12 protein-coding genes are annotated in these 26,342 nt (G+C 72.4%); 5 read left to right on the top strand and 7 right to left on the bottom strand.

Annotated features, from left to right (window positions below; genetic code table 11):
• Positions 1 to 58 precede the first annotated feature (58 nt).
• The 3 genes from OG711_RS16875 to OG711_RS16885 form a co-directional block, all read right to left on the bottom strand.
• Positions 59 to 2,227: a bifunctional serine/threonine-protein kinase/ABC transporter substrate-binding protein gene (locus tag OG711_RS16875; protein ID WP_329559640.1), complete on the bottom strand. Its 2,169-nt coding sequence runs from the start codon at positions 2,225 to 2,227 to the stop codon at positions 59 to 61.
• 124 nt (positions 2,228 to 2,351) lie between these two features.
• Positions 2,352 to 5,081: a protein kinase domain-containing protein gene (locus OG711_RS16880; RefSeq protein WP_329559641.1), complete on the bottom strand. Its 2,730-nt coding sequence runs from the start codon at positions 5,079 to 5,081 to the stop codon at positions 2,352 to 2,354.
• Positions 5,078 to 6,067: a hypothetical protein gene (locus OG711_RS16885; RefSeq protein ID WP_329559642.1), complete on the bottom strand. Its 990-nt coding sequence runs from the start codon at positions 6,065 to 6,067 to the stop codon at positions 5,078 to 5,080. The genes OG711_RS16880 and OG711_RS16885 overlap by 4 nt, the downstream gene beginning before the upstream one ends.
• 366 nt (positions 6,068 to 6,433) lie before the next feature.
• Here OG711_RS16885 and OG711_RS16890 point away from each other — a divergent pair, with 366 nt between their 5' ends.
• Positions 6,434 to 9,079, top strand: coding sequence for a bifunctional FO biosynthesis protein CofGH (locus OG711_RS16890; protein ID WP_266509029.1), 2,646 nt, complete (start codon positions 6,434 to 6,436; stop codon positions 9,077 to 9,079).
• 333 nt (positions 9,080 to 9,412) lie between these two features.
• Here the strand turns inward: OG711_RS16890 and OG711_RS16895 are convergent, their stop codons facing one another.
• Together OG711_RS16895 and OG711_RS16900 are read right to left on the bottom strand one after the other, a co-directional pair.
• On the bottom strand, positions 9,413 to 11,917 hold the full coding sequence (locus OG711_RS16895; protein ID WP_329559643.1) for a tetratricopeptide repeat protein: 2,505 nt from the start codon (positions 11,915 to 11,917) through the stop codon (positions 9,413 to 9,415).
• Positions 11,914 to 12,480 carry a hypothetical protein gene (locus OG711_RS16900; RefSeq protein ID WP_329559644.1) on the bottom strand — a complete coding sequence of 189 codons (567 nt, stop codon included), beginning with the start codon at positions 12,478 to 12,480 and terminating at the stop codon, positions 11,914 to 11,916. The genes OG711_RS16895 and OG711_RS16900 overlap by 4 nt, the downstream gene beginning before the upstream one ends.
• Positions 12,481 to 13,198: 718 nt before the next feature.
• Between OG711_RS16900 and OG711_RS16905 the strand changes: the two genes are divergently transcribed.
• Together OG711_RS16905 and OG711_RS16910 are read left to right on the top strand one after the other, a co-directional pair.
• On the top strand, positions 13,199 to 14,782 hold the full coding sequence (locus tag OG711_RS16905) for a CehA/McbA family metallohydrolase (RefSeq protein WP_329559645.1): 1,584 nt from the start codon (positions 13,199 to 13,201) through the stop codon (positions 14,780 to 14,782).
• Positions 14,783 to 15,072: 290 nt separating this feature from the next.
• On the top strand, positions 15,073 to 15,477 hold the full coding sequence (locus OG711_RS16910) for a hypothetical protein (RefSeq protein WP_329559646.1): 405 nt from the start codon (positions 15,073 to 15,075) through the stop codon (positions 15,475 to 15,477).
• A gap of 601 nt (positions 15,478 to 16,078) precedes the next feature.
• Here OG711_RS16910 and OG711_RS16915 read toward each other — a convergent pair.
• Both OG711_RS16915 and OG711_RS16920 read right to left on the bottom strand, forming a co-directional pair.
• On the bottom strand, positions 16,079 to 18,934 hold the full coding sequence (locus tag OG711_RS16915) for an alpha/beta hydrolase (RefSeq protein ID WP_405673632.1): 2,856 nt from the start codon (positions 18,932 to 18,934) through the stop codon (positions 16,079 to 16,081).
• A 668-nt stretch (positions 18,935 to 19,602) separates the two neighbouring features.
• Positions 19,603 to 19,791 (bottom strand): hypothetical protein, encoded by a 189-nt coding sequence (locus OG711_RS16920; RefSeq protein ID WP_073785385.1) that lies wholly within the window; start codon positions 19,789 to 19,791, stop codon positions 19,603 to 19,605.
• Between the two features lie 315 nt (positions 19,792 to 20,106).
• On the opposite strand from OG711_RS16920, the gene OG711_RS16925 reads away from it, so the two are divergent.
• Complete coding sequence (locus OG711_RS16925) at positions 20,107 to 21,681, top strand: APC family permease (RefSeq protein WP_329559647.1); 1,575 nt, start codon at positions 20,107 to 20,109, stop codon at positions 21,679 to 21,681.
• Between the two features lie 1,168 nt (positions 21,682 to 22,849).
• Positions 22,850 to 25,678 carry an AfsR/SARP family transcriptional regulator gene (locus OG711_RS16930; protein WP_329563862.1) on the top strand — a complete coding sequence of 943 codons (2,829 nt, stop codon included), beginning with the start codon at positions 22,850 to 22,852 and terminating at the stop codon, positions 25,676 to 25,678.
• Positions 25,679 to 26,342: the final 664 nt, after the last annotated feature.

A 26,342-nucleotide genomic window follows, 5' to 3' on the forward strand; every position in this document is an offset into this window, starting at 1 on the left:
TGGCTGCGCAGCACTGTAATGGACACGGTAAGCGGCACCGGGCGCGTGTACAGGCTCCTCACAGCACCCCCTTGTCCACCTCCTGGTACGGCCCCAGGTAGCGGGCGCGCCCCTTCTCCGCGCGCCAGAGGTACATGCCCTTGGTGTGGTCGAAGGCACCGTCGCCCTTGCGGAAGGTGTACGCCCGCGCGATGCCCTGGTAGGTGCCCTTGCGCAGGGCACGGTGCGCGGCGACCCGGTCGGGGGTGTCGATGCGGGACAGGGCGTGGGCCACGAGGCCCAGCGCGTCGTACGCCTCCGTGGCGCCCATCGGTACGGGGCCCTGGCCGTAGACCGCGCGGTACGCCGCTACGAATGAGGACGCCTTGCGGACACGCTCCGGGTCCACGAACGAGGAAGCGACGACCCAGCCCTCCCCCGCGGCACCCGCAGCGGTCAGGAACTCGGCGCCGAAGGCCGGTTGGGTGAGCACCCTGCCTCCGGTGAAGCCCGCCGCGCGGACCGCCTTGGCGCACCTTGCCGCGCGGTCGGGGGACGTGCCGCAGTAGACCAGGCCCTCGGCGCCGGCGGCGAGGGCGCCGGCGACGGCCGTCCCGAAGTCCTCGCTGTCCGCTTCGACGGTGTGCACGGAGACACTGCCCCGGGACGGCGGAGCGTCGTTGAGGATCTTGACCAGGTTCCAACTGGTGCTCTCGTCTGCACGGTCGTCGATCAGCGCCGTCCGTTCGGACGGCCGCACATGGGTGAGCCAGTGGACGATCGGTGTCGCGAGCATCGCGGCCGGGGCGCGTAGTTGGAAGATCGGTGCGTCCACGATGGCGTTCAGGACGGTGTCGGCCGCCCATACCGTCACCATCGGGAGCACCGACTTCTTGTACACCGTGACCGCCGCCGTCGCGGTGGTGTCGCTGGTGGGCCCCAGCACCGCGTAGACCTCGGGGTCGTCGACGAACTGTCGCGCGACCCGAGCCGCGCGGGCGGCGCCACCCCCGTCGTCACGGACGCGGAGCTTGAGGGTGACGGTGCGGTCCGCGCGCGCGTTGTGCGCGGCCACGGCCAGCCGCGCGCCGCGTTCCTGGGCCCGGCCGAACGCCCTGTCCGGGCCGCTCATGTCGCCGTGGAGGCCGATGTGGACCGTCGGTACGGCACCCCCGCGGGTCCCGGCGGTGGTCTTCGTGCCGTCGCCGCTGAACCACTGGTACGCCGCCGTGCCGCCGCCCGCCGCGAGCACACCCGCCGCTGCGCCCAGTGTCAGCAACCGGCGTCGGCCCGGACCGGGCCCCGGCCCCGGTGCGGGGGCTGGGGCGGTGACCGTACGCTCCGGTTCCGGAAGGTCGAGTATCCGCGCGGAGCGTTCCGCGATCAGGGCCGGTAGGCCGGGCGGCAACCACGCGTCGTCCCCGGGCGCGCCGGGTGTGTCCGCTACATGTCCCAATTCGGCGGCCAGTTGCGCGGCGGTCGGGCGCAGTGCCGGGTCCTTCGCCAGACAGCGCTCCAGCAGGGCCCGCCACTCGCCGTCCACCCCCGCGAGGTCCGGCGGTTCCTGCACGGTGCGGACCATCACCGCGAGCGGCGCACCCGTACCGAACGGTCGGCGGCCCGTGGTCGTGTACGCGAGGACGCAGCCCAACGAGAACACATCGCTGGCCGGGCCGACCTCGCCCGCACCCATCCTGGCCTGTTCGGGCGCCAGATAGCCGGGGGTGCCGATGACCGCGTCGGTCGCGGTGAGCGCGGTCGCGCCCAGGGAGCGGGCGATGCCGAAGTCGATCAGACGGGGCCCGTCCAACGCGAGGAGGACGTTGCCCGGTTTGACGTCACGGTGGACCAGGCCCGCCGCGTGGACCTCGGTGAGCGCCTTCGCCAGGCGCGCCCCGAGTCCCCGCGCACTGGCGTACGGGAACGTGCCCCGTTCCGCGACGGCCTCCGCCAGGGACGGACCGGGGACGAACGCCGTGGCGAGCCAAGGCTCCCGCGCGTCCGGGTCGGCGGCGGTCACGGGCACGACGAAGCGGCCCCGCAGTCGCCGCGCGCTCTCCGCCTCCCGGCGGAACCTGGCCCGGAATCCGGGGTCGGCGGCGTACTCGGCGCGGATCACCTTCAGGGCGACCAGCCCGCCGCCCTCCGAGCGGGCCAGGTACACCACGCCCATCCCGCCCGCGCCGAGACGGGCCAGCAGCCGGTAGCCACCGATGGCCTCGGGGTCCGCCCCCTTCAGCGCCCGCATCGTTCAGTCCCTTTCCCTTCTCCGCCGTCCTGAGACTTCCCCCGCCGCCCGAAGGCTTCTCCGCCGCCCTGAGGCTTCCCTGCCGTCCCAGGGCTTCCCCGCCGCCCCAGGACTTCCCTGCCGTCTAGGACACGGTCGGCGGCCGCATCGGCGCCGGGCCCACGTAGTGGAACTCGCCGTTCCTGACCTGATGGAGATACACACCGGCCGACGCCGCGTACTCGCCGGTCTCGGGCTTGAACGACATCGCCTTCGCGACGCCCAAGAACTTCGCCGCGCGCAGCGGCTCGATCAGCGCGCGCGGCTCGGGGCGCTTGCCACCGTCCGCTGCGCGCTCCAGCTCCCGGATCAGCAGGTTCACCGCGTCGTACGCCTCGACGGCCCACAGACCGGGCGCCGCGTCGAACCGCTCGCGGAACGCGGTGGCGAACCGGCGCACCCTCGGGTCGCCCGGACCGATCGCCCCGGCGGTCACCGTCCAGCCCTCGGCGGCCTCCCCCGCGTCCTGGAGGAAGGTCCCGCCGAGGGCGGGCTCCGCCGCGAACCGGGGGCCGTTGAAGCGCCGCTCGGCGAGCGTGCGGGCCAGTCGGGCGGCCCCCACGGACGGACCGCAGTACACGAACGCGTCGCAGCCCGCGTCCAGCATGTCGTCCACCACGGGCCCGAACCCGTCCCCGATCGACGCGGGCACGACCCTCGGGTACGCCGGTCTGCCCATCTGGCGGAACATGTAGTTGGCCATGGTGGAGTACATCCAGGCGAGCGTCTCGTCGCCGCGGTCCTCGATCAGCCCGGTCCTGCGGGGCGGCTTGTCGAGGCCCATGACCTGGTATGTGATCCCGGCGGCGGCGATCGTATGCGTCGGCCGGGCCCTGAGGAACATGCTGGAGGTGCTCTGTTCGGGCAGGGTCTGGCCGTTGGAAACCGTCACCATCGGGATCAGCGCGCCGTCGTAGACGGGCAGCGCGGCATCCGTCGTACGGTCACCGCTGGACGCGAGGACGGCGAGCACGTCCCGGTCGTCGGCGATCCGCTGGGCCGCTGCCGCCGCCCGGTCCTGTCGGCCCTCGTCGTCGGACGTCCGCAGCGTCAGTTCGAACGAACGGCTGCCGCGCGCGTTGTACTGCTCCACGGCGAGCCGCGCCCCGTTTTCCTGTGCCCGCCCCACGGCTCGTCCGGGACCGGACAGATCTCCCTGGACACCGATGGTCCAGCGGCGGGCGGGCTTGGCCGGTGTGCCACCGGAGCCGCCCGAGAGCGCGGCCCAGAGACCGACCCCGCCGCCCGCGGCAAGCACGGCCGCACCGGACGCGAGGGTCAGGAACCGGCGACGGCCGGCGGGGCGGCCGGGCACCGGGCCGGACGGTGTGGCGAGGGTGCGTTCGATGTCGGGCAGCGCGAGCATCGCCGTCGACCGGTCCGCGATCATCCGGACCACCTGCGGCGGCAACCAGTCCGCTGTGCCGTCCGGCAGGTCCTCGCTGAACGCGGCGGCCACCTCGGCGGCGGTGGGCCGCTCGGCGGGGTCCTTGGCCAGACAGCGGCGCAGCAGGGCGAGCAGGGCGGCGGCGGGGGTCGTCGGTGCGGATGTCTGTGCGGGGGTGGCCGGGACGGGTTCCGGTGCCGGAGCGGGGGTGGCCGTCGTGGGTGCCTGTGGCTGTGGCTGTGGCTGCGCCTGCGGTTGCGGTTGCGCCTGAGCCAGTGGCTGTGGCTGCGCCTGTGCGGGGGTGTTCGGTGTGGGCGTAGGGCCGGGGTCAGTGGGCGTGGGGCGGATGTCAAGAGGGGCGTCCATGGGCTGTGCGGGGGTAACCGTGCCGTCCACGGTGGCCGTGGTGCCGTCGGGTGCCCTGCCCGCGGAGTCGGCCGCGTTCCCTCGGTCGGCGCCTGTGGGACTGTCCTGCGTCGGCTCGGGGTCGGCGTGCGTGGCGCGGTCGCGTGCGGGTCCGGGGTAGGCGCCCGTAGCGCGGTCCCGCGTGGGTCCGGGGTCGGCGTGCGGCTCCCCGGCGCCGGACCGGAAGGCGACGCGTGGGTCGAGGGCGCGAGGCCCTTGACCGGCGTCACGGCCTGCCCCACCGGGGCCCCCGTCGGCGGACGGAACGCCCGGGGACGGCGCAGGTGCCCCGCCGGTCGCGGCCTCGTCCGCGATGCCCGCCAGATCGGGTTCGCCGTGCACCGTCCGGTACAGCAGCGCGTCGGGTGCCCCGAATCCGAACGGGGGACGACCGGTGACCGCGTAGGCGAGCAGACAGCCGAGAGAGAAGATGTCCGACGCGGGTCCGAGATCGACGCCGTCCGCGCGGGCCTGCTCGGGCGCGAGGAAGCCGGGTGTCCCGATGACGAGGTCCGCCGAGGTCAGCGCGGTGTCGTCGAGGGAACGGGCGATACCGAAGTCGATCAGCCGGGGCCCGTCCACGGCGAGGAGGACGTTACCGGGCTTGATGTCGCGGTGGACGAGTCCCGCCGCGTGCACCGCGCCCAGGGCGCCCGCCAGCATCTTGGCGAGGACACGGACACTGTGCACCGGCAGCGGCCCACAGGCCATGACCGCTTCCTGGAGGGCGGGGCCGGGGACGAACGCGGTGGCGAGCCAGGGTTGATCGGCGTCCAGGTCGGCTCCCGTCACGGGCACGGCCCAGGGGCTGCGGACCCGGCGGGCCGCGTCGGCCTCACGGCGGAAGCGGGTACGGAAGTCCTCCGTGTCAGCGTGCTCGGCCTGGATGACCTTGACGGCGGCGAGCGCACCGGACTCCGCGCGGGCGAGGTACACGACGCCCATACCGCCCGCGCCGAGCCGGGCGAGCAGCCGGTGTCCACCGATCGAGGAAGGGTCCTGGGGCAGCAGGGGCTCGGTCATTCGGTCCCTCCCAGAGCGCTCTTGAGGCGGTTCACCATGGAGGTCATGGCATGTATCTGCGCGGTGGTGAGCTCCAACGGGGTGTGGCCCTTGCCGCCCTTGACGACGACGGAGACCGTCACCGTGCCGAGCCGTGACTGGTTCCACGCGTAGTGCGCGGGAGCCCCGCCGCCGCTCTCGTCGATGAACTCGCCCCGCTCCATGAGGGAGTCGTCAGCGGTGAGATTGGCGCTCTGGCCGAAGGCGGAACCCAAGGACATCAGCTGCTGGACGCGTTCGCTGCCACCGAGCCGCTGGTCGGGGCAGCGCAGGGCCTCCTCCAGGGTCTCCGCCATCTCCCAGTCGGCTTGGGACGTGGTGCGGTGCACGGTCACGGTCGAGGAGATCCGGACGAGCCCCTTGGCGCCCGAAGCGGGTAGCTGACCTCGCCGGGTGAAACTCGCGAGCACCGTGCGGGGCAGTCCCTCGCGCTGCCAGTTGCAGGAGGTGTCCAGGACGTTCCAGTCGCCCGGGTCGCTCTCGTAGGGGGTGCCCTTGCCGTAACCACGCCCGTACTCGGTGGGCCGGGTGATCACGGCCCGCGCGAGGGTGAGGGCGTCCGCGCGGTTCCTCGGGACGAGAGCGGGGTCGGCCACGAAGTCGGGCGTGGGTGTGGTGTCCGGGGCAGGGGTGGCGTCGGGCGCGGCCGTACCGCCGGGCTCGCCGGACGCCGTACCGCCCTTGCCGCCGCCCTCCGACCCGGCTGATCCGGCCGATCCGGTCGGCCCGTCCCCGCTCGTAGCGGCGCTGGGACCACCGCTCGGGCCCGTCGTTCCCTCAGCGCCGGTCGTCCCCTCGGTGCCGGTCGGCTCCTTCGTACCTGTCGTCCCCTTCGAGCCGCTAGCGCGGTCCCCCTCCGGTTCGTCACCGGAGCCGCATCCCACGAGCAGCGCTCCGCACAAGCCGATCACGATTCCGGCCCTGATGGCCGCGCGAGCAGACCTCACGTACCCCACCTGTCCCCCAACCGCCCCTCGCCCCTGAGAGCGCCGGCCCTGTCCCCCTGGGCCCTGCGACGCAAAGGCATTTCAACGATCCCGCCCCCTGCGACGATCCACGTGGGTCCGTGGTTCCGCTTGTTACGGCTTCGCCACCCCGCCGTGAACCGCTGCGGAAATCACGGTACGCCGGTATCGATCGGCCCGTGCGGGCCTGTGGATAACTTCGCCGGAGGCGATCCGGGCGACCGCCGGGTGACCACGGCGGAGATCCGCCGATGGACGGTGCGATGGCCGGATCGGGCCGTCCGAGGAGGTCGGGGGCGGGGTGAGGCACCGCAGACGGTGTCGGTGTCCGCTCGTATGCTCGACGGCATGACTGATCCACAGGCCGTGCCCAGCTCCGCCGCCCCCGGAGGTTCCGACCGGCCGGGCGGTGCGGCGCCGACCGCCAACTCCATGCGGCGGGCGCTGAGACGTGCCAGGGACGGCGTCGCGCTGGACGCCGGGGAAGCCGCCGTCCTGCTGCAAGCGCGCGGGGACGATCTGCTGGATCTGTCGGCGTCGGCGGCCCGGGTACGTGACGCGGGTCTCGCGGCGGCGGGGCGGCCCGGGGTCATCACGTACTCGAAGAGCGTGTTCATCCCGCTCACGCGGCTGTGCCGGGACAAATGCCACTACTGCACGTTCGCGACCGTGCCCGGGAAACTGCGCCGCGCGGGGCACGGGATGTTCATGTCGCCGGACGAGGTCTTGGACATCGCGCGCAAGGGCGCCGAGCTGGGCTGCAAGGAGGCGCTGATCACCCTCGGGGACAAGCCCGAGGACCGGTGGCCCGAGGCCCGCGAGTGGCTTGAGGCGGAGGGCTACGACGACACCATCGCGTACGTGCGCGCGATGTCGATCCGCATCCTGGAGGAGACCGGGCTGCTGCCCCACCTCAACCCGGGCGTCATGTCCTGGACGGACTTCCAGCGGCTGAAGCCCGTGGCACCGTCCATGGGGATGATGCTGGAGACGACGGCGACCCGATTGTGGAGCGAGCCGGGCGGCCCCCACTACGGCTCCCCCGACAAGGAACCGGCGGTCCGGCTGCGGGTCCTGGAGGACGCGGGGCGCAGCTCGGTGCCGTTCACCAGCGGGCTGCTCATCGGGATCGGCGAGACCTACGAGGAGCGCGCGGAGTCGCTGTTCGCGTTGCGGCGCGTGGCGCGGTCGTACCACGGCGTCCAGGAGCTGATCATCCAGAACTTCCGCGCCAAGCCGGACACGGCGATGCGCGGGATGCCCGACGCGGAGCTGGACGACCTGGTGGCCACGATCGCCGTCGCCCGGCACATCATGGGCCCTTCCGGCTGCCTCCAGGCACCGCCGAACCTGGTGGACGCGGAGTACGCGCGTCTGATCGGCGCCGGGATCGACGACTGGGGAGGGGTGTCACCGCTCACACCCGACCATGTCAATCCCGAGCGTCCGTGGCCGCAGATCGACGAGTTGGCGCGGCACTCGGAGGCGGCCGGTTTCGCACTGCGGGAACGCCTGTGTGTGTATCCCGAGTTCGTGCAGCGTGGTGAGCCCTGGCTCGATCCCCGGCTGATGCCGCACGTGAACGCCCTCGCCGACCCGCTGACGGGTCTCGCCGCCCCGGACGCCCGTCCGGTCGGCCTTCCCTGGCAGGAGCCCGACGAGGGGTACGTGGCCGCGTCGGGGCGTACGGACCTCCACCGCACCATCGACACGGAGGGCCGTTCGTCGGACCGCCGTGACGACTTCGACGCCGTGTACGGCGACTGGGAGGCGTTGCGGGAGGCCGCCGTACCCGGCATGGTCCCGTCCCGGATCGACGGCGACGTGCGCGGCGCGTTGCGGACCGCGGCCGACGACCCGACTCGGCTCAGCGACTCCGAGGCGCTCGCGCTGCTGCACGCGGACGGTCCCGCGCTCGACGCGCTGTGCACGGTCGCCGACGATCTGCGGGCGTCGGTGGTCGGGGACGACGTGACCTATGTCGTCACCCGGAACATCAACTTCACCAACGTCTGCTACACAGGCTGCCGTTTCTGCGCCTTCGCCCAGCGCCGTACCGACGCCGACGCGTACACGCTCTCGCTCGACCAGGTCGCGGACCGCGCGGCACAGGCGTGGGAGGTGGGCGCGGTCGAGGTGTGCATGCAGGGCGGGATCCATCCGGACCTGCCCGGCACGGCGTACTTCGACATCGCGCGGGCCGTGAAGGAGCGGGTACCCGGCATCCATGTGCACGCGTTCTCCCCTATGGAGGTCGTCAACGGCGCGAGCCGTACGGGCATGTCGATCCGTGAATGGCTGACCGCCGCGCGCGAGGCCGGGCTCGACTCGGTGCCCGGTACGGCGGCGGAGATCCTGGACGACGAGGTCCGCTGGATCCTCACCAAGGGCAAACTCCCGGCGGCCACCTGGACGGAGGTCATCAGCACCGCGCACGAGCTGGGCATCCGTTCGTCGTCCACGATGATGTACGGGCATGTGGACCAGCCCCGGCACTGGCTGGGGCATCTGCGGACCCTCGTGGGCATGCAGGAACGGGCCCTGGAGAAGGGGGTCGAGGGCTTCACGGAGTTCGTGACGCTCCCGTTCATCCACACCAACGCCCCGGTCTACCTCGCGGGTATCGCCCGTCCCGGCCCGACCACCCGCGACAACCGGGCGGTCACCGCGATGGCCCGGCTCCTGCTTCACCCGCACATCCGCAACATCCAGACGAGCTGGGTGAAGCTCGGTGCCGAGGGCGCAGCCGAGATGCTGCGTTCCGGGGCGAACGACCTCGGCGGCACGCTGATGGAGGAGACCATCTCCCGGATGGCGGGCTCCAGTTACGGCTCGTACCGCTCCGTCAAGGATCTGGTCGCCATCGCGGACGCCGCCGGCCGCCCGGCCAAACCCCGCACCACCCTCTACGGCGAGGTGCCGGAGGAACGGCAGCGGGCCGCGGCGGAATCGGACGGTCACCTTCCGCAGCTGCTTCCGCTGGTGGAGGAGTAGGGGGCGGGGTGGGGCAGGGGCGGGCCGGGACGGGGCGGGGTGAGCCGGGACGGGGTGAGCCGCTCGGATTTTGAGACTTTTCACCCCGTTTCGTAGCTATTTGCCCAGGTCTTCGAAATCGGCCCGGCCGAATCGGGAACCCGGCGGCGCTGGGCGGTGTACCAGAGATGAAGCGGTGCGGATTTCGCACCGGAAGAACCTCCGGGGACTTCGCCCGGACACCGGCGGGGAGGCATCGATGGAAGTGCTGCGGCGGTTCGTCGCCCTGATGGCGTCGCTGGCTCTGCGACAAGTACTCGTGCCGAGCACGGTGGATGGGGCCGTGCACCACGGTCAGGGCTGGGCGGTGCGGAGCCGGTCCAGCGCCGCACGGGCCCTGGCCGTTGAAGGGTGGGCATCACCGAGGACCCGCTCGTACAGCGGGAGAAGATCCGTGAGCATCCGGGCCGCTTGCCCGATATCCCCGGAGAGCTCATGGACCCGGGCGAGACCGGCACGGGTGTCGAGGGTGTCCGGATGCAGTGCGCCGAGCACCTGGTCGCTGTCGCTCAGCAGGGTCTCCAGCAGATCGGCGGCCCGCGTCAGCTCGCCACCCCGCCGGTAGGCGTAGGCGAGATTGCTGCGCGCGCCGAGAGTGTACGGATGTGTGTCCCCGAGGGCCTGTCGGCACTGGGTGAGCACGGTTTCGTAGAGACGGGTCCCGCGCTCCTGGTCTCCGGCGGCGACGTAGGCACCGGCAAGGTTGTTGCGGACGGCGATCGTTGCCGGGTCAAGGTCACCGAGCACCCGCTCTCGCTTCGAGAGCGTGTCCTCGTACAGCTCGATGGCGCGGTCGAGGTTATCGCTGTCCTCATAGACGGAGGCGAGCGCGTTGCAGGTCATCAGGGTGTCGGGATGGTCGGCGCCGAGGATTCGAGCCCGCTGTTCCAGCGTGGTCTCGTAGAGCGTGCGGGCGCGTGGAAAGTCCCCCGTTCCCGCGAGGCCGAAGGCGAGATTGTGCCTGCTGGTGAAGGTGGCGGGGTGTTCGGCGCCTTCGGTGCGCTCACGGTAGGCAAGGATCACCTCCCGCAGCGGCAGGGCGGGGGCGAAGAGTCCGGCGCGGTACAGATGGTCGGCCGCGGTGACGAAGAGATCGACGGACCTGTCGGTGAGGTGGTGCGGCGGGGTGTGTGTGGCAAGGGCGGTGATGTGGGGCAGGAGCCGGGTCTGCCTCTCGGTGGCCGTCGGGGCGACTCCCTCACCCTCCGGGACGGCATCGTGGAGAAGCCTCTCGGCAGCGGTGAGTCCATCGGGACGGACAGGGCCTGATGCCGTCGGCCGTGCGCGGTCGGCCTCCGCGACGAGCCGGGCTCGCAGGGCGGCTTGCACCAGGCGGTGCACCCGCAGACCGCCGCCGCGCGTGAGGGTGACCATCGTGTAGGCATGGAGAACGCCGATCGACTCGTCAAGGGCGTCCGGGTCGGGACCGTCGAGGTCGCCGTCAGGGGTGACGGGATGTCCGGGGCTTCCCGGTCGGTCGGGACAGCCGGGGTGGCCAGGGAGTCCAAGGCGGCCGGCTTCGGGGGAATCGAGCCCGGGGGCAGGGCCGAGGGCCAGCGGCGAAAGGAGATCGCGGGGGATGTCGTCGGGCGCCAGCCAGGCAACTGTGTTGAGGACGGATACGGCGAGAGGGTCTCGGGCGGTGACGGCCCGCAGGGTGTGCTCCCAGATGCGGGCGACGGTGCGTTCGGGTTCGATGGCGTCGGTGCGTTTGGCCAGCATCCGGCGCAGACCTCGGCGGTAGGCGTCCATGTCCTTGCCGGTCTGGTGGAGGTACGAGCCGGCCTGTTCCAGGGCGAGGGGCAGATGGCCGAGTTCGTCCGCGAGAGCTGCGGCGGCCTGGCGTTCCGCCGGGGCGGGAGTCCGCCCGCTGTATGCAAGGGCGCAGAGCAGATCGGTCGAGGCGGCGGGGGTCAGCGGCCCGAGGGGAAGGGCGGCGCCAATGGTGTGCCAGCCCGTGGCACGACGGCTGGTCGCCAGCGCGTGGCCGCCGGAGAGGGCGCCGAGGTAGGGGTGAAGGTCGGCAGGGTTCTCGACGTTGTCGAGCACGAGCAGCCAGCCGGGGTGCCACTGGAGCCAGGTGAGGGACCAGGCGACCCGTTCCTCCGTGGTGGCCTCGCGGGCCCACAGCGGGGCCAGGCGTACGGCGAGGGAGGCGAGTCCCGCTTCGATGGCCGCAGGAGCGGTGGCGGTGATCCACCAGACGAGGGGATAGGCCGCGCGGTATCCGGAGGCGTAGTGGAGGGCGACGGTGGACTTGCCGATTCCGCCGAGGCCATGGATCGCGACGGTGCGGGTCGCGCGGGAGGTGGGGAGGTCGGGGGCGGGTGCATAGGGGGCGTGGGAGTTGGTGGTGTGAGGGTCGGCGGCCCGGAGGTCGGTGATGGGGTGGGCCGCAGCGGCGGTCGGGGAGCTCGACGCGGCCGGGTGGCCGGGCTCAGGGCCGGCGGCGTGCTCTGCCGGGGGATGCGCGGGTGGCGCGAGGCGATTCGGAGCGGTGAAGAGGGAGCGGAGGAGGGTGAGGGTGTCGTCGCGGCCGGTGAAGGTGGCGGGGGGCGGACCGGGGAGGTTACCGGTACCGGGCGGGGCCTGGGTTTCCCGGGCCGAGTGGGCCGCGTCGGCAGGAAGGACGACGACCCGGGCGTGGTCGCCGGTGATGGCAACGCCGATCGCCTTGGCGGCGATGGCCCGGGTGCCCGAGGCGTGGACCTGTGGAGCGGCGGCAGAGGGTGCGGAGGCGGCTGAGTCGCCCGAGGAGCGGTCAGGTGGCCCGGGGTTCTCGGGCACAGGCCGGGTCAACGTCGGACGGTGTTGTGGTCGCCGGTGACTGCGGTGCCGATGTGGTGTCCCGCGATCGACCGTTCGCCGGAGGCGGTGACGTTCATGGGGGCGGGCTCGGGGGTCGGGGCGGAGCGGAGGAGGGTGAGGAGTTCGGCGCGGAGGTCCGGGTCTTCACGGAGCGCGCGTTTGATGTGCTGGCGCAGGGCCGCCAGGGAGTCCGGGTCGTCAGGGGTGGCGGCCGCTTCGGTGACGACCGTCTCCAGTTCTCCGCGGGCGCCGGCCGGGCGGTGGGACCAGATGGTGTGCAGGACCCGAAGACCGAAGTGGTGGGGCGAGGCGTTGTGGGGCCCCGCGGCGGGCTCCAGGGTCCGGATCGGCTCGGCCGTTCCGTTCGACTCGCTGACGGTGTGGGGGTGCGGGGCTTCATCAGGACGGTGGGTCGTCCGGAGGGGCGGAGCGTCGGAGGAGGAAACGGAGAGCAGAGGGAAGCGCGGTGGCGGGGAACCCTCGCGATGGGAGGCCATCGCCGCCGAGAGATAGGGGCTCAGTTGTTCCATGAGCGAGGTGGCACCGGGCTCCATCGTGTTCCTCCCCCTCCCGCCGCCGTAGGACGGCGTGTCCGGGACCGAGGGTATGGGGTGGCGCGATCCACAGATAGACCACCGGACCCCACGAACTCGCCTATGGGTTAGGCGTGTTCAACAAGAGCCGTATGAGTGCGACGAAGGGAGAAGAGGGCTGACGGGATGACTTGCCTGCCTTGCGTTGGTGGGTGGTGCGGCGTGCGGGGGTTGCTTCTGCTGGGAGGGCGGTGATGGTGGTCGGCCGCGCGGTAGCCGTCGGAGGCCGATGTCAGGTTCGGCGGTCAACGTCTCGCGTTCCAGGGGCATACCTCATCGGGGTCTGATTCTCGCGCGTGTTCGTGGTCGGTGGCGCCGTCGTTCGGGTGGCGGCTGCCGGAGCCGCGGGGGCATGGGCCCTCGTACCGCCTGGATCGCGCGCACTTCAGTACCCCTACCGAGTTCCTCGGCGAACAGCACGCCTTGCGGGACCGCAGACAATGCGTCGCGGTGCCCACACTGCTCCTGGCGTCGGTTCCTCGACTGCGCCTCTCACGCTCACCCTGCGCTCCCTTCACCGTCCCTTCTCGCCGCGACGTTCCTCCGCTGCCGTAACAGCACCGTCTGACCCAGCCTCGGCCAAGCGGGCCACCCCCCGAGCCCGAGCACCAACAGGACCAGCACCAGCACCAGCAGGACCGGGACCAAGACCAGGACCAGACCTAGGACAGGAGCTCGCATGGACGTGACTTCGGTGGGTGGGGCTTCGGCGTTCGGTCGGCGGGCGTTTGTGGTGACGGGGGGTGCTGTCTCGCTCGGGTGGGCGGCTGGGGGTGTCGCCGGTGCGGAGGGCGGGGCGGGAGCAGAGGCGAGGTCGAGGCCTGGAGTGGCGCCGGGGACGGGGGACAGGGTGACGTGGACGATTCGGGGGACGCTTCCGCCGGGTGCGCCGGATTACGTCTATCTGCCGGTCGATGTTCCTTCCGGAGTGCGGGAGTTGCGGGTGGCGTACCGGTACGACCGGCCGGTGGTAGCGCCCGGCACGGCGGGCAACGCGCTGGACATCGGGCTGTTCGGGACGGGGGGTGTCGCGGCGGGTGGGGCGGGGTTCCGGGGCTGGTCGGGAGGTGCCCGTACGGAGTTCTTCGTCCGGGGTGACGACGCCACACCCGGGTATCTGCCGGGCCCCGTGGACGCGGGCCGTTGGCACATCGTGCTCAGTCCGTACACGGTCGCGCCGGGCGGGCTGACGTACGAGGTGCGGGTCACGCTGGTGCCGGGACCGCCCGCCGCACCCGTTCCGGACCGCCGGTATCCGCCGCAGCGGGCACGTGGGCGGGGCCGGGACTGGTACCGGGGCGACTGTCATCTGCACACCTGGTACTCCGACGGCCGCCGTACCCCGGAGGAGGTCGCGGCGCTGGCGCGCGCGGCGGGTCTGGACTTCATCAACTCGTCGGAGCACAACACCCACGCGGGCCACCGGCACTGGGCGGGGGCGGCGGGTGACGACCTGCTGGTGATGCTGGGCGAGGAGGTCACCACCCGCAACGGGCATGTACTGGCGATCGGCACCGACCCGGGCACGTTCGTGGACTGGCGCTACCGGGCCCGGGACAACCGCTTCGGCCGGTACGCGGGGGTGATCCGCCGCGCGGGCGGGCTCGTCGTACCGGCGCATCCGCACGCCACCTGCGTGGGCTGCGGGTGGAAGTACGGGTTCGCGGAGGCCGACGCGGTGGAGGTGTGGAACGGCGCGTACGGGGCCGAGGACGAGGCGGCACTGGCCGAGTGGGACAACACGCTGGTCACAGGGGTGCGGGGTGGGCGGCGCGGATGGGTTCCGGCGATGGGCGGCAGCGACGCGCACCGGGATCCGGAGCCGGTGGGGCGGCCTCAGACTGTGGTCCTCGCGGACGATCTGACCCGGGTGGCCGTCCAGGAGGGTATCCGGGCGGGGCGCAGCTATGTCGCGGAGTCCGCGTCGGTACGGGTCGACTTCTCGCTGGTGGACGGGCGGGGCCGTCGGGCGGGGATCGGTGAACGGCTGGCGGTCGGGCCTGACGCGGCGGTGACGGCACAGTTGACGGCTTCGGGGGTGCCGGGCTGCACGGTCCGGTTCGTGACGGACCGGGGGGCGCTGTACACCTCGCCGGTGGTGGGTCCGTCCGGCGAGGTGGCGGTGCGGTGGACGACCACTTCGTCGTACGCGGCGTACGTCCGTGCCGAGATCCGGCACCCGTCCGGGGCACCGGGCGGACAGGGACCGTCCGGCCCGCTCGCCGCGTTCACGAACCCGGTGTTCCTGGACCCACCGCCGTGACGGACACTCCGCAGCTGACGGACGCCCCGCACCGAGCGCAGACGTCCCCCCACGCCACCCGCCACCCGCCACCCGCCACCCGCCACCGAGCACGGCAGGACACAACAGCACAGGGATGTACGTCCGTGTCGCGTCACAGCCTCGTCACCCGACCGCAGCAGCCATGGTCCTGCCGTGGGAGCGGTGATTGGATCAAGCGCATCGGGGCCGCCACCGGCATGGCAAGGGGGAAGCCGGTGGCCGACCAAACCCCGGGGGGACCTTCGATCCACTGTGATGGGGAAGTACACATGAGGAAGCTGTTGGGAACCGCCGTCGTCGGCGTCGCACTGATGGGCACCGTGTTGACCGGTGGTGCCGCAGTGGCGGGCGGGGTGGACACGGCCCGTTCCGCGCCGGTGACGGTGGCCGAGGCCGGGTCCGCACCGGCGGGACCGGTGGCCGCGGCGGCGAGTTGCAGCAAGACCCTGGGGCCGATCAAGGCCAAGGAGAGCGTGAAGTTCCGCAAGTCCGCGAAGCTGAGCGCGACCGCGCTGGGTGTGTGGGGCAAGGGCCAGAAGGGCGAGGTCTGCAATGACGGCAAGGCGTCCCGGGGGCAGTCCTACCGTCTCTGCGGCAAGTCGAGCGACAAGTGGTACTACGGCCGCACCGACCGTGTGACCGGATGGGTCCCCGCCGCCTGCATCAACTGGTAGTACCGCGGCGCACGGATCGTGCGCGAACGCACAGGTAGTGCGGCGCGACCGGTAGTGCGGCGCGACCGGTAGTGCGGCGCGACCGGTAGTGCGGCGCGACGCCTTGCGCAGGGCACCCGTCACCGGAACTCCGGGGCGGGTGCCCTGTCCGCTGTGCCACCTCCCGGCCGACGGCGGATTCCGCTGCGCCACTGCCCCGGCCGACGGCGAACCGTCGGCAACCGACCGCCGACCGCCGACCCCCACCACCGGCACCGGCACCGGCACCGGCACCAGCACCAGCACCAGCACCAGCACCAGCACCAGCACCAGCACCAGCAGACACCAACCGCAGACGGGCCCACCGCAGACGGGCCGACCGCAGACCGCATACGAGCGGACCGCAGACGGCAACCGGCAACCGGCCCCGACAGCGGACAACGAACAGCCAGCAACCAACCACCGGCCCCCGTGGCCACGGCCGCCGGACCCACCACCCGACCCGGGAACGCCACCCGACCCGGGAACGTCACCGAACCCGACACCCGACACCCGGGAACGCCGTCGCCCCCGGGGTCGGATCGAGATGACCCCGGGGGCGACGGACCGGTGGAGCTGTCGGTTACGGGGTGTCCCGTACCGTCCCGGTGTGGATGTCACCCTCGATGGGGTTCCACTCGGCGTCGTGCACGATCTCCTGGAGCCGCAGGGTCTCGTCCGTCTCGGCCACCGAATCGGTGACCGTCGGGACGGTGACGTCCGCGGTGAGCGCGCCCGCGGCGAACATCACGGGCAGATACGCGTCGCCCTCCCACAGACGCGACAGCGGCACCTCCGGGGTGGGAGGAGTACCGAACTGGGCGTCGAGCCAGGTCGGGTCCACGTCGCGGGTGGACAGTTCGGTACCGCCGGTCGCGGGAAGGAGCTTGAAGGCGATCCCGTACAGCTCCACGTCGGCGGCCTCCGAGAGCTTCACCCGCCAGCTGAGGGCCTGCCCCTCGGTGACCTTGTCCGCGACCGGGGCCACGGAGATCTTCGGCATCGGGTCGTCGTTCCGGACGAGCACCCCGCCGCTGTGGGCGCCGACCGCCACGCCCCGTACGGCCTTCACGAAGGCGCTCCGCGCGGAGTCGTAGGCGAAGCGGGTGTTGCCCTCGACGGTGATCGGGACGTCGACGGCCTGGCTGCCCGGCTTGACGGTCACCGTACGGGCGGTGGTAGCACCCGTCTCGGCGTCCTGGACGAAGACGCGCACCTGGCCGCTGCCGTGCCCGGTGATCTTGACCGGCACCCGGAACGTCCGGCTGCCCGAGTCGCCCTCCTTGACCGTGAGCCGGCCGAGGTCGACCCGCGGCATCTTCGCCGTACCCGCGGCGGGCGTACCGGGACGCCAGCCCCACGCGTCCATCAGCCAGGCCTTCCCGGAACCGGTACGCGGCGTGAGTTCGAGGGACGCCGCCTTCCGCAGGTCCAGTCCGGCACGGACCGCCGCCTTCAGCGGTACGCGGACCTCACGGGCCCACGCGGACGTGGTCCGGTCGGTGCCCGGGATGCCGTCGATCCGGACCTGGCCGAGGTGGGCCTTGCGGCCCGCCCCGTCGGTGAGCCGGACATCCAGCTTCGTGCCGGTGCTGTTCTGCGGGACGATCACCCGCAGGGCGAGCGACTCGGAACCCTTGACGGAGAACTTCTTCGCGGGAGTCACCTTCAGCGGGGTGCCCGCCCGGTTCCAGTTCATCGCGACCGCGTGCCGTCCGGGCTCCCGGGCGGTCTCCCAGAAGGCGAAGTGCGGTGAACGCGCGCTGCCCTCGAGCGGCAGGCACGCCTTGGCCGGGTCGGGGTCGATCTGGGCGCAAAGACGTCCGCCCGTCACCTTGGTGGAGGCGGAGGGCAGCACCGCGGGGACGCGGTTGCCGCCGACGGCGTGCGTACGGACCTGCGCGGGTCCGGCGGACGGGGCCCGCCGGTTCGAACCGTCCAGCAGCGGACGGACCTTGTCGTCACCGGCGACGAACAGCCGGGCCGCGGCGGCGATGTACGTGGAACCGGCGGTCTGCTGCTGCTTCGCCGTCAGCCGGGTACGGGTGCCGGGCGCGCAGACGGCGTCGCGGGTGTCGTCGGAGTCCCAGTCGTCCCAGGCCGGGGCGACGGCCTGGCCGGGCGTCCACTCGGTGTTGAAGAAGTTGTGGTTGGCGCCGACCATGTACACCGAGCTCTGGAGGGCCTTGCCGCGGCTCACCGCGCGGGTGCCGTCGGCGTAGATCTGGCCCTGGAGGTCGGACACGTCGCCGTCGCAGCCGGGCAGCAGCGTCACCGACGGGACATCGGGCGCGGGGTTCTGGCCGAAGATGGTGGGTCCGATGAGGACAGTGCCGCGGATCTTCCAGCGGACCGGGCCCTTGTAGCCGTCGCGGTCGGCGGGCGCCGGGTAACGGCTGTCCAGTGCGGCGCGGTTGACACCCTCGCCGCCCCGGGAGTGCCCGACGAGCAGCACCTTGTCGAGGTCGGCGCGCGGCAGCTTGCGGAGGGCGGCGGGAGCGCTCGCCGGGTTCGCGGACCAGCCCGCGAGCCGGGCGAGGTGCTGCCGTACGAGGGACGAGCGGGCCTGTGCGCCCGCGTCCTCGATGCTGTGGTCCTGGCCGTTGATCCCGTTCGCGGAGATCGAGACCGTGACATAGCCCTGGGAGGCGAGGAGTCTCTGGTCGTGCAGATAGCCCTTATGGCTGGGGATCGGCTTGAAGCCGGTGTCGCAGGGCCATGAGCCGGTCTCGTTCTGCGCGTTGTAGCAGGTGCTGTGCCGGCCGTGCAGGAACAGCGCGACCGGACGCTTGCCGGGCGCGTCCTTCGGGCCGACGACCGTGGCGGTCATCTCGACCTTGCGCGGGAAGTCCGGCAGCTTCACGGACGGCAGGGTGTAGTCACCGCTGACGGTCCGGTAGCGGCCCTTGGTCCCGGGGTCGACCGGGTTGGCCGGTGCGGGGTTCGCCGCCTGCGGCGCGGGTCCGGTGCCGCTCCGGTCGCGCGGGGCGCGTTCGGCCGCCTCGTCCTTCCCGGCCTGGTCCAGTCGGCGCCCCCCGGCGAGCACCTTCAGCGCGTCGTCCGGGCCCACCTCGGCCGAGCCGAGCGGCAGCCGGAAGGTGCGCTGGTCCTTGTCGGGCGCGGGCGCGCCGAGCACCCGGTCACCGGCGTGGAACTCGACCCGGGCGTCCCCCATCGGGACACGTTCCGGCGCGGTCCATACGAGGTGCCGGTCGGCGCCCGCGCCGGTTATTCGCCAGCCTTCGGGGAGCTTGCCCCCCGGTTGACGAGCCCCTGGTTGCTGGGCCGCCGGTCGCGTACCCTCCGCTTGCTGGGCCGCCGGTGCGGAACCGGGCGGTGCGGGCGTCTGCCCTGGCGAGGCGTACGCCAGTTCCGGCGCCCCCGCCGCCAGCGCGAGAACCGCCACGGCGGCGGCTCCCTTGCGCGTCATTCGGATCAAGGTGGTCCTCCTTGCTGATCGGTGGTGCTGAGCGTCCGGGCACCGCCCGGAGGCTCCCCCGTCCCCCCGCCCGGAGGACGGTTCCCGCCGGTCGGGGGTTGCCTGCCGCGGGAGAGCGGCTGCGAGGCGAAGGGGGCGGATCGCCGTACACGCGGGGGCGGTTGCCCGGCGCACGGCGGTGAACGAGGCCCCGGCGATGGCCGCCCGGGACGGGCCGAGGCACAGGGGATGGTGGTGCCGGTACGCACGGCACGTTTCACGGCGCCCTCCCTGTGCCGGTGCCGGTACCCGGGGGCCGCGAAGCGCCGTCCCCTCCCCGACAACCGGAGGACGGCTCCCGCACACCGATGGTTGTACGGTCGGCGGCGGGTCGGGCACCGCGTCGGGATTCCGGCAAGCGGCTGTGGATACGTCAGCGGCTAAGGCGGGTTGACGCCCGTACGGTCACGGGTGGCGGTACGTGACAGGGGCCTGGCACACGGAACGGGTACGGGTACGGGTACACGTACGACCGGTAGGAGTGGGCGCCGGACGGGCACCGGCGGGCGCCGGGGAGTGGGCGAGCGCCGGGAGCGGGCGTCAGGGCAGGAGAGGTCGACGCCACCGCCGCAGGTGACCGGGAACCGGGGACAGCGGACCGCGGACAGCGGACCGGGAACCGGCGGAGGTCAGAAGGGGGGCTCCCGGCGCTCGTAGTCCTTGGCGGTTCCGCCGTGCTGGTCGACCCACCAGGCGATACGGCAGTCGAGGCAGGTGTAGCGCCACCGGGGAAGCCGGGTCTCCGGGTCGGTGGCCTGCGCCACGATCACGCCGGTGTTGCCGCACTGGACGCAGCGGACCTGCCTCTGAGCGTTCACGTCCGTCAGTGTGGCAGGGCACGGACCGGGGTGGTTCCCGATCATGGCAACGGACGCTTCGCGGGGTCTCGGTCCGGCCACCGCCCAGGAATTCTGGAAGCCCCCCAAACCGGACACACCTACGGTTCCCGCACCACCCATGGACCAGCAACCGACCTTGCTAAGGATGATCACCCGCCCTACGCGACCTTGGAATCCCCACCCCACACGCGCAGCCACCGCACCATCCCAAGGATGCCACGCCCTCATCACCCCACCACCAAACGGAACTTCGCCCTCCCGTTGACGGAAACCGCAGCGCTTAACCTCCTGTTCATGACTCAGGTGGAAGCACGGCCTCCGGCCGGGGACCCGGTCCGGGGCGCCACAGGGCCCGGCGGCGGAGGCGCGGACGTACCGGACAAGGGGCTCGGCGGGAACTCCGTCGGACTCTTCGGCAGTGCCGTCATCGGCATCTCCACGGTCGCCCCGGTCTACTGCCTGACCTCCACCCTCGGGTCCACCGCCGGCGAGGTCGGGCTCCAGATGCCCGCCGTGTTCCTCGCCGGGTTCCTGCCGATGCTGCTCGTCGCCTTCGCGTACCGCGAGCTGAACCGGGCCGTCCCCGACTGCGGCACCTCCTTCACCTGGACGGTGAAGGCATTCGGTCCCCGGGTGGGCTGGATGTGCGGCTGGGGTCTGGTCATCGCGACGATCATCGTCCTGTCGAACCTCGCGGGGGTGGCGACCTCGTACTTCTGGCTGCTCGCCGGGGAACTCACCGGCAGCGAACGGATCGCCGCGCTCGACGGCGACAAGGTCGTGCACATCGTCACGGTACTCGTCCTCGTCGCCGTGGCCACCGCGATCAGTTACCGGGGCATGACGGCCACCAAGGGCGTGCAGTACACCCTGGTCGCCCTCCAGCTCGTCGTCCTCGTCGTCTTCGTGGCGCTCGCCGTGCAGAAGGCGCGGTCCGGCGCCTTCGCCACCGGTGCCGACTTCTCATGGTCCTGGCTGAACCCGTTCGCCGTGCAGTCCTTCGCCGCGTTCACCGCCGGACTGTCCCTGTCGATCTTCATGTACTGGGGCTGGGACGCCTGTCTCACCGCCAACGAGGAGACCGTCGGCAGCGACCGTACGCCCGGCCGCCCCGCCCTCGTCGCGATGGTCGTCCTCGTCGGCTCCTACCTCGCGACCGGGGTCGCCGCACAGATGGCGGTCGGCTCCGGAACGTCCGGCCTCGGACTCGCGAACCCCGACACCTCCGACAACGTCTTCGCCGCGCTCGCCGGTCCCGTCATGGGCGGCGCGCTCGGGGTGCTCCTGTTCGTCGCGGTCCTGGCGTCCGCCGCGGCGAGCCTCCAGACGACGTTCATCCCCGTCGCCCGGACGGTGCTCGCCATGTCCGCGTACGAGGCGCTGCCCGCGTCGTACGCACGGGTGCACCCCCGCTACCGGACACCCGGACGGGCGACGATCACGGCGGGGATCGCGACCGGGGTGTTCTACACGGTGATGACGCTGGTCAGCGAGCACGTACTGGTGGACACGATCTACGCGCTCGGTCTGATGATCTGCTTCTACTACGCGCTGACCGCGTTCGCCTGCGCATGGTACTTCCGGGCGGAGCTGCGGAACTCGTTCCGTGACCTGATGTTCAAGGGCGTCTTCCCGCTGCTCGGCGGAGTGCTGCTCGCGGCCGTCTTCACGAAGACGCTGATCGACATGTGGAACCCTGCGTACGGTTCCGGGTCCGCCGTTCTGGGGGTCGGGTCGGTGTTCGTGATCGGGGTGGGGCTGCTGGTGCTGGGGTTCGGGATCATGCTGGTGATGCGGCGGCGGAGCCCCGCGTTCTTCCGGGGCGAGATCCTCACCAAACAGTCCCCGGCCCTTGCAGTACCGGACTGACCCCCCTTCCCTGTGCTGGGCGTACCTGTTCCTGCTCCTGGCCTTGCCCGTCATCCGCCGCGGAACCCCCTTCCTCGCGGACTCGCATGGCTGCGGGAGGGGGTGGGCGGGAATCTCTGCCCGCAGACTCCGATGCTCTTCAGTCGGACATGGGGGATGTCCGACCGAGCGCGTTGGAGCGAGGACGGAGAATCCCGACCGGCACCGACCCGAAGAACAGACCGGACGCGCCCCAAAGGGGCGCGGGGAACTGCGCAGAACCACCGAACGACGGCACAGGGACAAGTGCGTCCAGCAGGAACGAGAACCGCCCCGCACCCGAAGAGCGACGAACAGAGGCAGCATCCAGGGGCGCGGGGAACTGCGCACAACCCACGGACGACGGCACAGGAACGAAGTACGCCCCGCCGGACGAACCTGGGAAGCGCAAGCGAAGGCGACCCGTCGGGAACCGTTCGCGCGCGTACGCGCCTCCTCCTTGGGTACGACCGCAGATACGGGGCGGGCGAGCGCACGGGGCGGGCCCCTGACGTCCGGACTCTGTGACAGGTACATATCCAAGCTGACGCATCAGGCCTGAACAAGGCAAACTGGCGGCAGCCCACAGACACGTCGGGAACGGCAGGGGGACTGTATGGACGGAGAACCGCGAGTTCCGGGTCAGCGTCATCCGGTTGAGGCTCCCGCTCACGGCGCGTCCCCGGTCTCCGGCGGCGCAGCCGGGACGTACCGCGCCAGGACGGACGGCGGCGGTCGCGGAGTGAGCGGCGAGGGCGGCGAGGGCGTCCGGACCGGCGAAGACGTCCGGGCCGGCACCGCCCGCGACGCGACAACTCCGGCGCCCCGCACCACGGCTACAGCGGACGCGGCCCCGGACACACCCACCGCCGGAGGCGGCCCGGTCCACCGGGTCACGTCCGGCCCTCACCCCACCCCGGCAGCAGCCCCCAGCGCGCACCAGGCCGTCAGCGGCACCCCCGGCGCCGACGCCAGCCCACAGCCCACCCCGGGCCCGGGCGCCACCCGCACCACCACCGCAGCCACAACCGCCACAGCCACCGCAGCCACAACCGCCGCCGCAACCGCAACCGCCGCAACCGCCAAAGCGGAACTACGCTTCGGCGTGCTCGGCCCCGTGCGCGCGTGGCGCGGCGGGGAGGCCCTGCCGATGGGGTCCCCCCAGCAACGCGCCCTGCTCACCGCGCTGCTGCTCCGCGAGGGCCGGATGGCGACCGCCGCCCAGCTCATCGACGCCCTGTGGGGCGACGAACCCCCGTCCCAGGCGCTCGCCGCGATCCGCACGTACGCCTCCCGGCTGCGCAAGGCCCTCGGACCGGGGGTCCTGGTCAGCGAGGCGGGCGGGTACGCGGTCCGGATGCCGTCCGACGCGCTGGACCTCTCGTACGCGGAGGACCTGTCCGCCACCGCCGAGAAGGCCCGCAGCGAAGGCGATCTGCACCGCGCCCGGACCGTGCTGAACCAGGCGCTCGCCCGCTGGGACGGCGAGCCCCTCGCCGGTGTCCCCGGACCGTACGCCGCCACCCAGCGGACCCGGCTGGAGGAAATGCGGCTGCAACTCCTCGAAACCCGGCTCGACATGGACCTCGAACAGGGCTGCCACGCCGAGGCCGTGTCCGAGCTGACCGCCCTCACCGCCGCGCACCCCCTGCGGGAGCGGCTGCGGGAACTCCTCATGCTCGCGCTGTACCGCAGTGGACGGCAGGCCGAGGCGCTCGCCGTGTACGCCGACACCCGGCGGCTGCTCGCCGACGAGCTCGGTGTCGACCCGCGTCCCGGCCTCAGCGAACTCCAGCAGCGCATCCTCCAGGCCGACCCCGGCCTCGCGGAGCCGTCCGCCCCGGCCGCTGAACCGGCCGTCACCCTCGTACGTCCCGCCCAGCTCCCGGCGACCGTCCCGGACTTCACCGGACGGGCGTCGTTCGTCTCGGAACTGAGCGACGTACTGTCCACCGCCGAGGGCCGGGTGATGGCCGTGTCCGCCGTCGCGGGCATAGGCGGGGTCGGCAAGACCACGCTCGCCGTGCATGTCGCCCACCGCTCCCGTACCCGCTTCCCCGACGGTCAGCTGTACGTCGACCTCCAGGGCGCGGGCCCCCGGGCCGCCGAACCCGAAGCAGTCCTCGGGGCGTTCCTGCGGGCCCTCGGCACCCCGGACACGGCGATCCCCGAGACCCTGGAGGAGCGCGCCGCGCTGTTCAGGTCCATGCTCGACGGGCGCCGCATCCTGATTCTCCTCGACAACGCGCGGGACGCCGCGCAGGTACGGCCGCTGCTGCCGGGCACCGAGGGGTGCGCCTCGCTGATCACCTCCCGGGTGCGGATGGTGGATCTCGCGGGCGCCCATCTGGTCGACCTCGACGTGATGTCGCCGGAGGAAGCGCTTCAGCTGTTCACGCGGATCGTGGGGGCGGAACGCGTCGCGGCGGAACGCGAGTCCGCGCTGGACGTGGTCGCCGCGTGCGGATTCCTGCCGCTCGCCATCCGGATCGCCGCGTCCCGGCTCGCCGCGCGCCGCACCTGGACCGTCTCCGTCCTCGCCGCGAAGCTCGCCGACGAGCGGCGCAGGCTGGACGAGCTCCAGGCCGGTGACCTCGCGGTGAAGGCGACCTTCGAACTCGGCTACGGCCAGCTCGAACCGAACCAGGCGCGCGCCTTCCGGCTGCTCGGTCTCGCCGACGGTCCGGACCTCTCGCTGGCCGCGGCGGCGGCTGTCCTCGATCTCCCCCAGGACGACACCGAGGACCTCCTCGAAGCCCTCGTCGACACCTCGCTGCTGGAGTCCGCCGCGCCGGGCCGCTACCGCTTCCACGACCTCGTCCGCCTCTACGCGCGGGCGTGCGCCGAACGCGACGAGCAGCCGAACGCCGAGCCGCCGGCCGCCCTGACCAGGCTCCTCGACTTCTATCTGGCCACCGCCGCCGGGGTGTACGGCCTGGAGCGGCCCGGTGACCGCACGGTCGACCATCTGGCACCGACCTCGTACCCCGGGCTGCGGTTCACCGACAGCCGGGCCGCCCTGGACTGGCTGTACGCCGAGGCCGACTGCCTGCTGGCCGCCGTCCGGCAGGCCGGCCAGTCCGGTGCCCTGCGCAGGGCGGTGGACCTGCTGCTCGCGGCGAAGGACCTCGCGGAGACGGGCGTCAGCGCCCGGCGCTACGAGGCCGCCGCGACCGCCGTGCGGGACGCGGCGGCGGCCGCCGGTGACACCTGGGTCGAGTCCCGCGCGCGGACGACACTCGCGCAGGTGCACAGCACGGCCGGGCGTTTCGCGCGCGCCGACGAGGAGGCCGCGCGGGCGTTGCCCCCGGCGCGGACCGCGCACGACCCCTGGGTCAGCAGCAACGCGCCCAACGAACGCGGCATCATCGCCCTGTACGAGGGGCGCCACGAGGACGGCGAGCGGCATCTGGGCGAGTCCATCGCCGCGTTCCGCGCCGACGGCAACCGGCCCGGTGAGGCCAGCGCGCTGTGCAATCTGTCCCGTATCCATCTGGCCGGGGGCCGCACGGAATCGGCCGTGCGTCTCGCCGGACAGGGCGTCGCGATCTACGACCAACTAGGACTCACCCTGCGGCTGGCCAACGGCCGCTACGCGCTGGGGATGGCGCTGACCCAGGCCGGACGGCTGCCCGACGCGCTCGACCAGCTCACCGGCGCCCTGGCCGTGTTCCGCGCGTCGCGGCAGCGGCTGTGGGAGGGGATGAGCCTGTTCCGGCTGGCGGAGGCGCACCTCGCGGGGGACCGCCCGGCGCAGACCGCGGTACTCGCCGAGCAGGCGCTGATCGCCCTGCGGCAGATCGGCGGCGAGTGGCGGCGCGGGAACGTCCTCACCCTGCTCGGACGGGCCCTGGCGCGGCTCGGACAGAGCGACCGGGCACGTGCCTGCTGGTCGGAGGCCCTCGCCATCTACGAGGAGCTGGGCTCCTCCGAGGCCACGGAGGTACGGGCGTTGCTGGCGCCCATGGCCGCGGCGTGACCCGTGCGTGTGCCTTGCGGGTCCTGAGCGGGTCCTGAGCGGGTCCTGAGCGGGGGTCCCTAGCGGGTCCTGAGCGGGCGCTGGACAGGGTGCAGGGTGCTCAGGCCAGGCGGCTGGGTCCCGGGCGCTCGGCTGGTCGCGGGTGGGCCCTTCCGCGCCCGTGCGGGCTGCTTGACCGCCTCGGTCGAGCCGAACCTCCCGGATATGGGACAGGTATGGGACAAGGTATGGGACAGGTATGGGACAGGTACCGGCGGGAAACCGCCCCGGTTCACCCAGGCCATCCGGGACACCAGGGACACCCAGGCCGTCCGGGACACCCAGGCCATCGGAAGCCCCGATGACCGCTCAGGGTGGACAACCCGGCACCGCCCTCTGACCGTCAGGCACGGTTCGATACGGTCCGGCACGGGGGGAAGGGGCGAAGATCAGCCAGCCCAGCCATCGGACACCACCGGGCAAACCGCCACGATTCCCCGCGTTCATCGTTCGTTTATCGCCGCACGCCACTGTGTACCGCATCGGCCCGCCGCAGCGGGGGGCAGGCGAGCCGGTTCAGGCCACACCGTTCTAAGGTGTACGGCCCGAACGCTCGTCCGGCAGCCCACGGGGGAGCTGCCGGACGGGCCTCAGACTCGACGACTCCCAGAATAGGAGTTCAGCA

The sequence above is a fragment of the Streptomyces uncialis genome (assembly GCF_036250755.1).
Lineage (GTDB): Bacteria > Actinomycetota > Actinomycetes > Streptomycetales > Streptomycetaceae > Streptomyces > Streptomyces uncialis.

What these genes read in the sequence shown, in the direction of transcription:
- OG711_RS16905 (WP_329559645.1), top strand. Translation starts at nt 13,199, where the DNA reads ATGGACGTGACTTCGGTGGGTGGGGCTTCGGCGTTCGGTCGGCGGGCG.
- OG711_RS16900 (WP_329559644.1), bottom strand. Translation starts at nt 12,480, where the DNA reads ATGGAGCCCGGTGCCACCTCGCTCATGGAACAACTGAGCCCCTATCTC.
- OG711_RS16875 (WP_329559640.1), bottom strand. Translation starts at nt 2,227, where the DNA reads ATGCGGGCGCTGAAGGGGGCGGACCCCGAGGCCATCGGTGGCTACCGG.
- OG711_RS16880 (WP_329559641.1), bottom strand. Translation starts at nt 5,081, where the DNA reads ATGACCGAGCCCCTGCTGCCCCAGGACCCTTCCTCGATCGGTGGACAC.
- OG711_RS16925 (WP_329559647.1), top strand. Translation starts at nt 20,107, where the DNA reads ATGACTCAGGTGGAAGCACGGCCTCCGGCCGGGGACCCGGTCCGGGGC.
- OG711_RS16890 (WP_266509029.1), top strand. Translation starts at nt 6,434, where the DNA reads ATGACTGATCCACAGGCCGTGCCCAGCTCCGCCGCCCCCGGAGGTTCC.
- OG711_RS16910 (WP_329559646.1), top strand. Translation starts at nt 15,073, where the DNA reads ATGAGGAAGCTGTTGGGAACCGCCGTCGTCGGCGTCGCACTGATGGGC.
- OG711_RS16930 (WP_329563862.1), top strand. Translation starts at nt 22,850, where the DNA reads ATGGGGTCCCCCCAGCAACGCGCCCTGCTCACCGCGCTGCTGCTCCGC.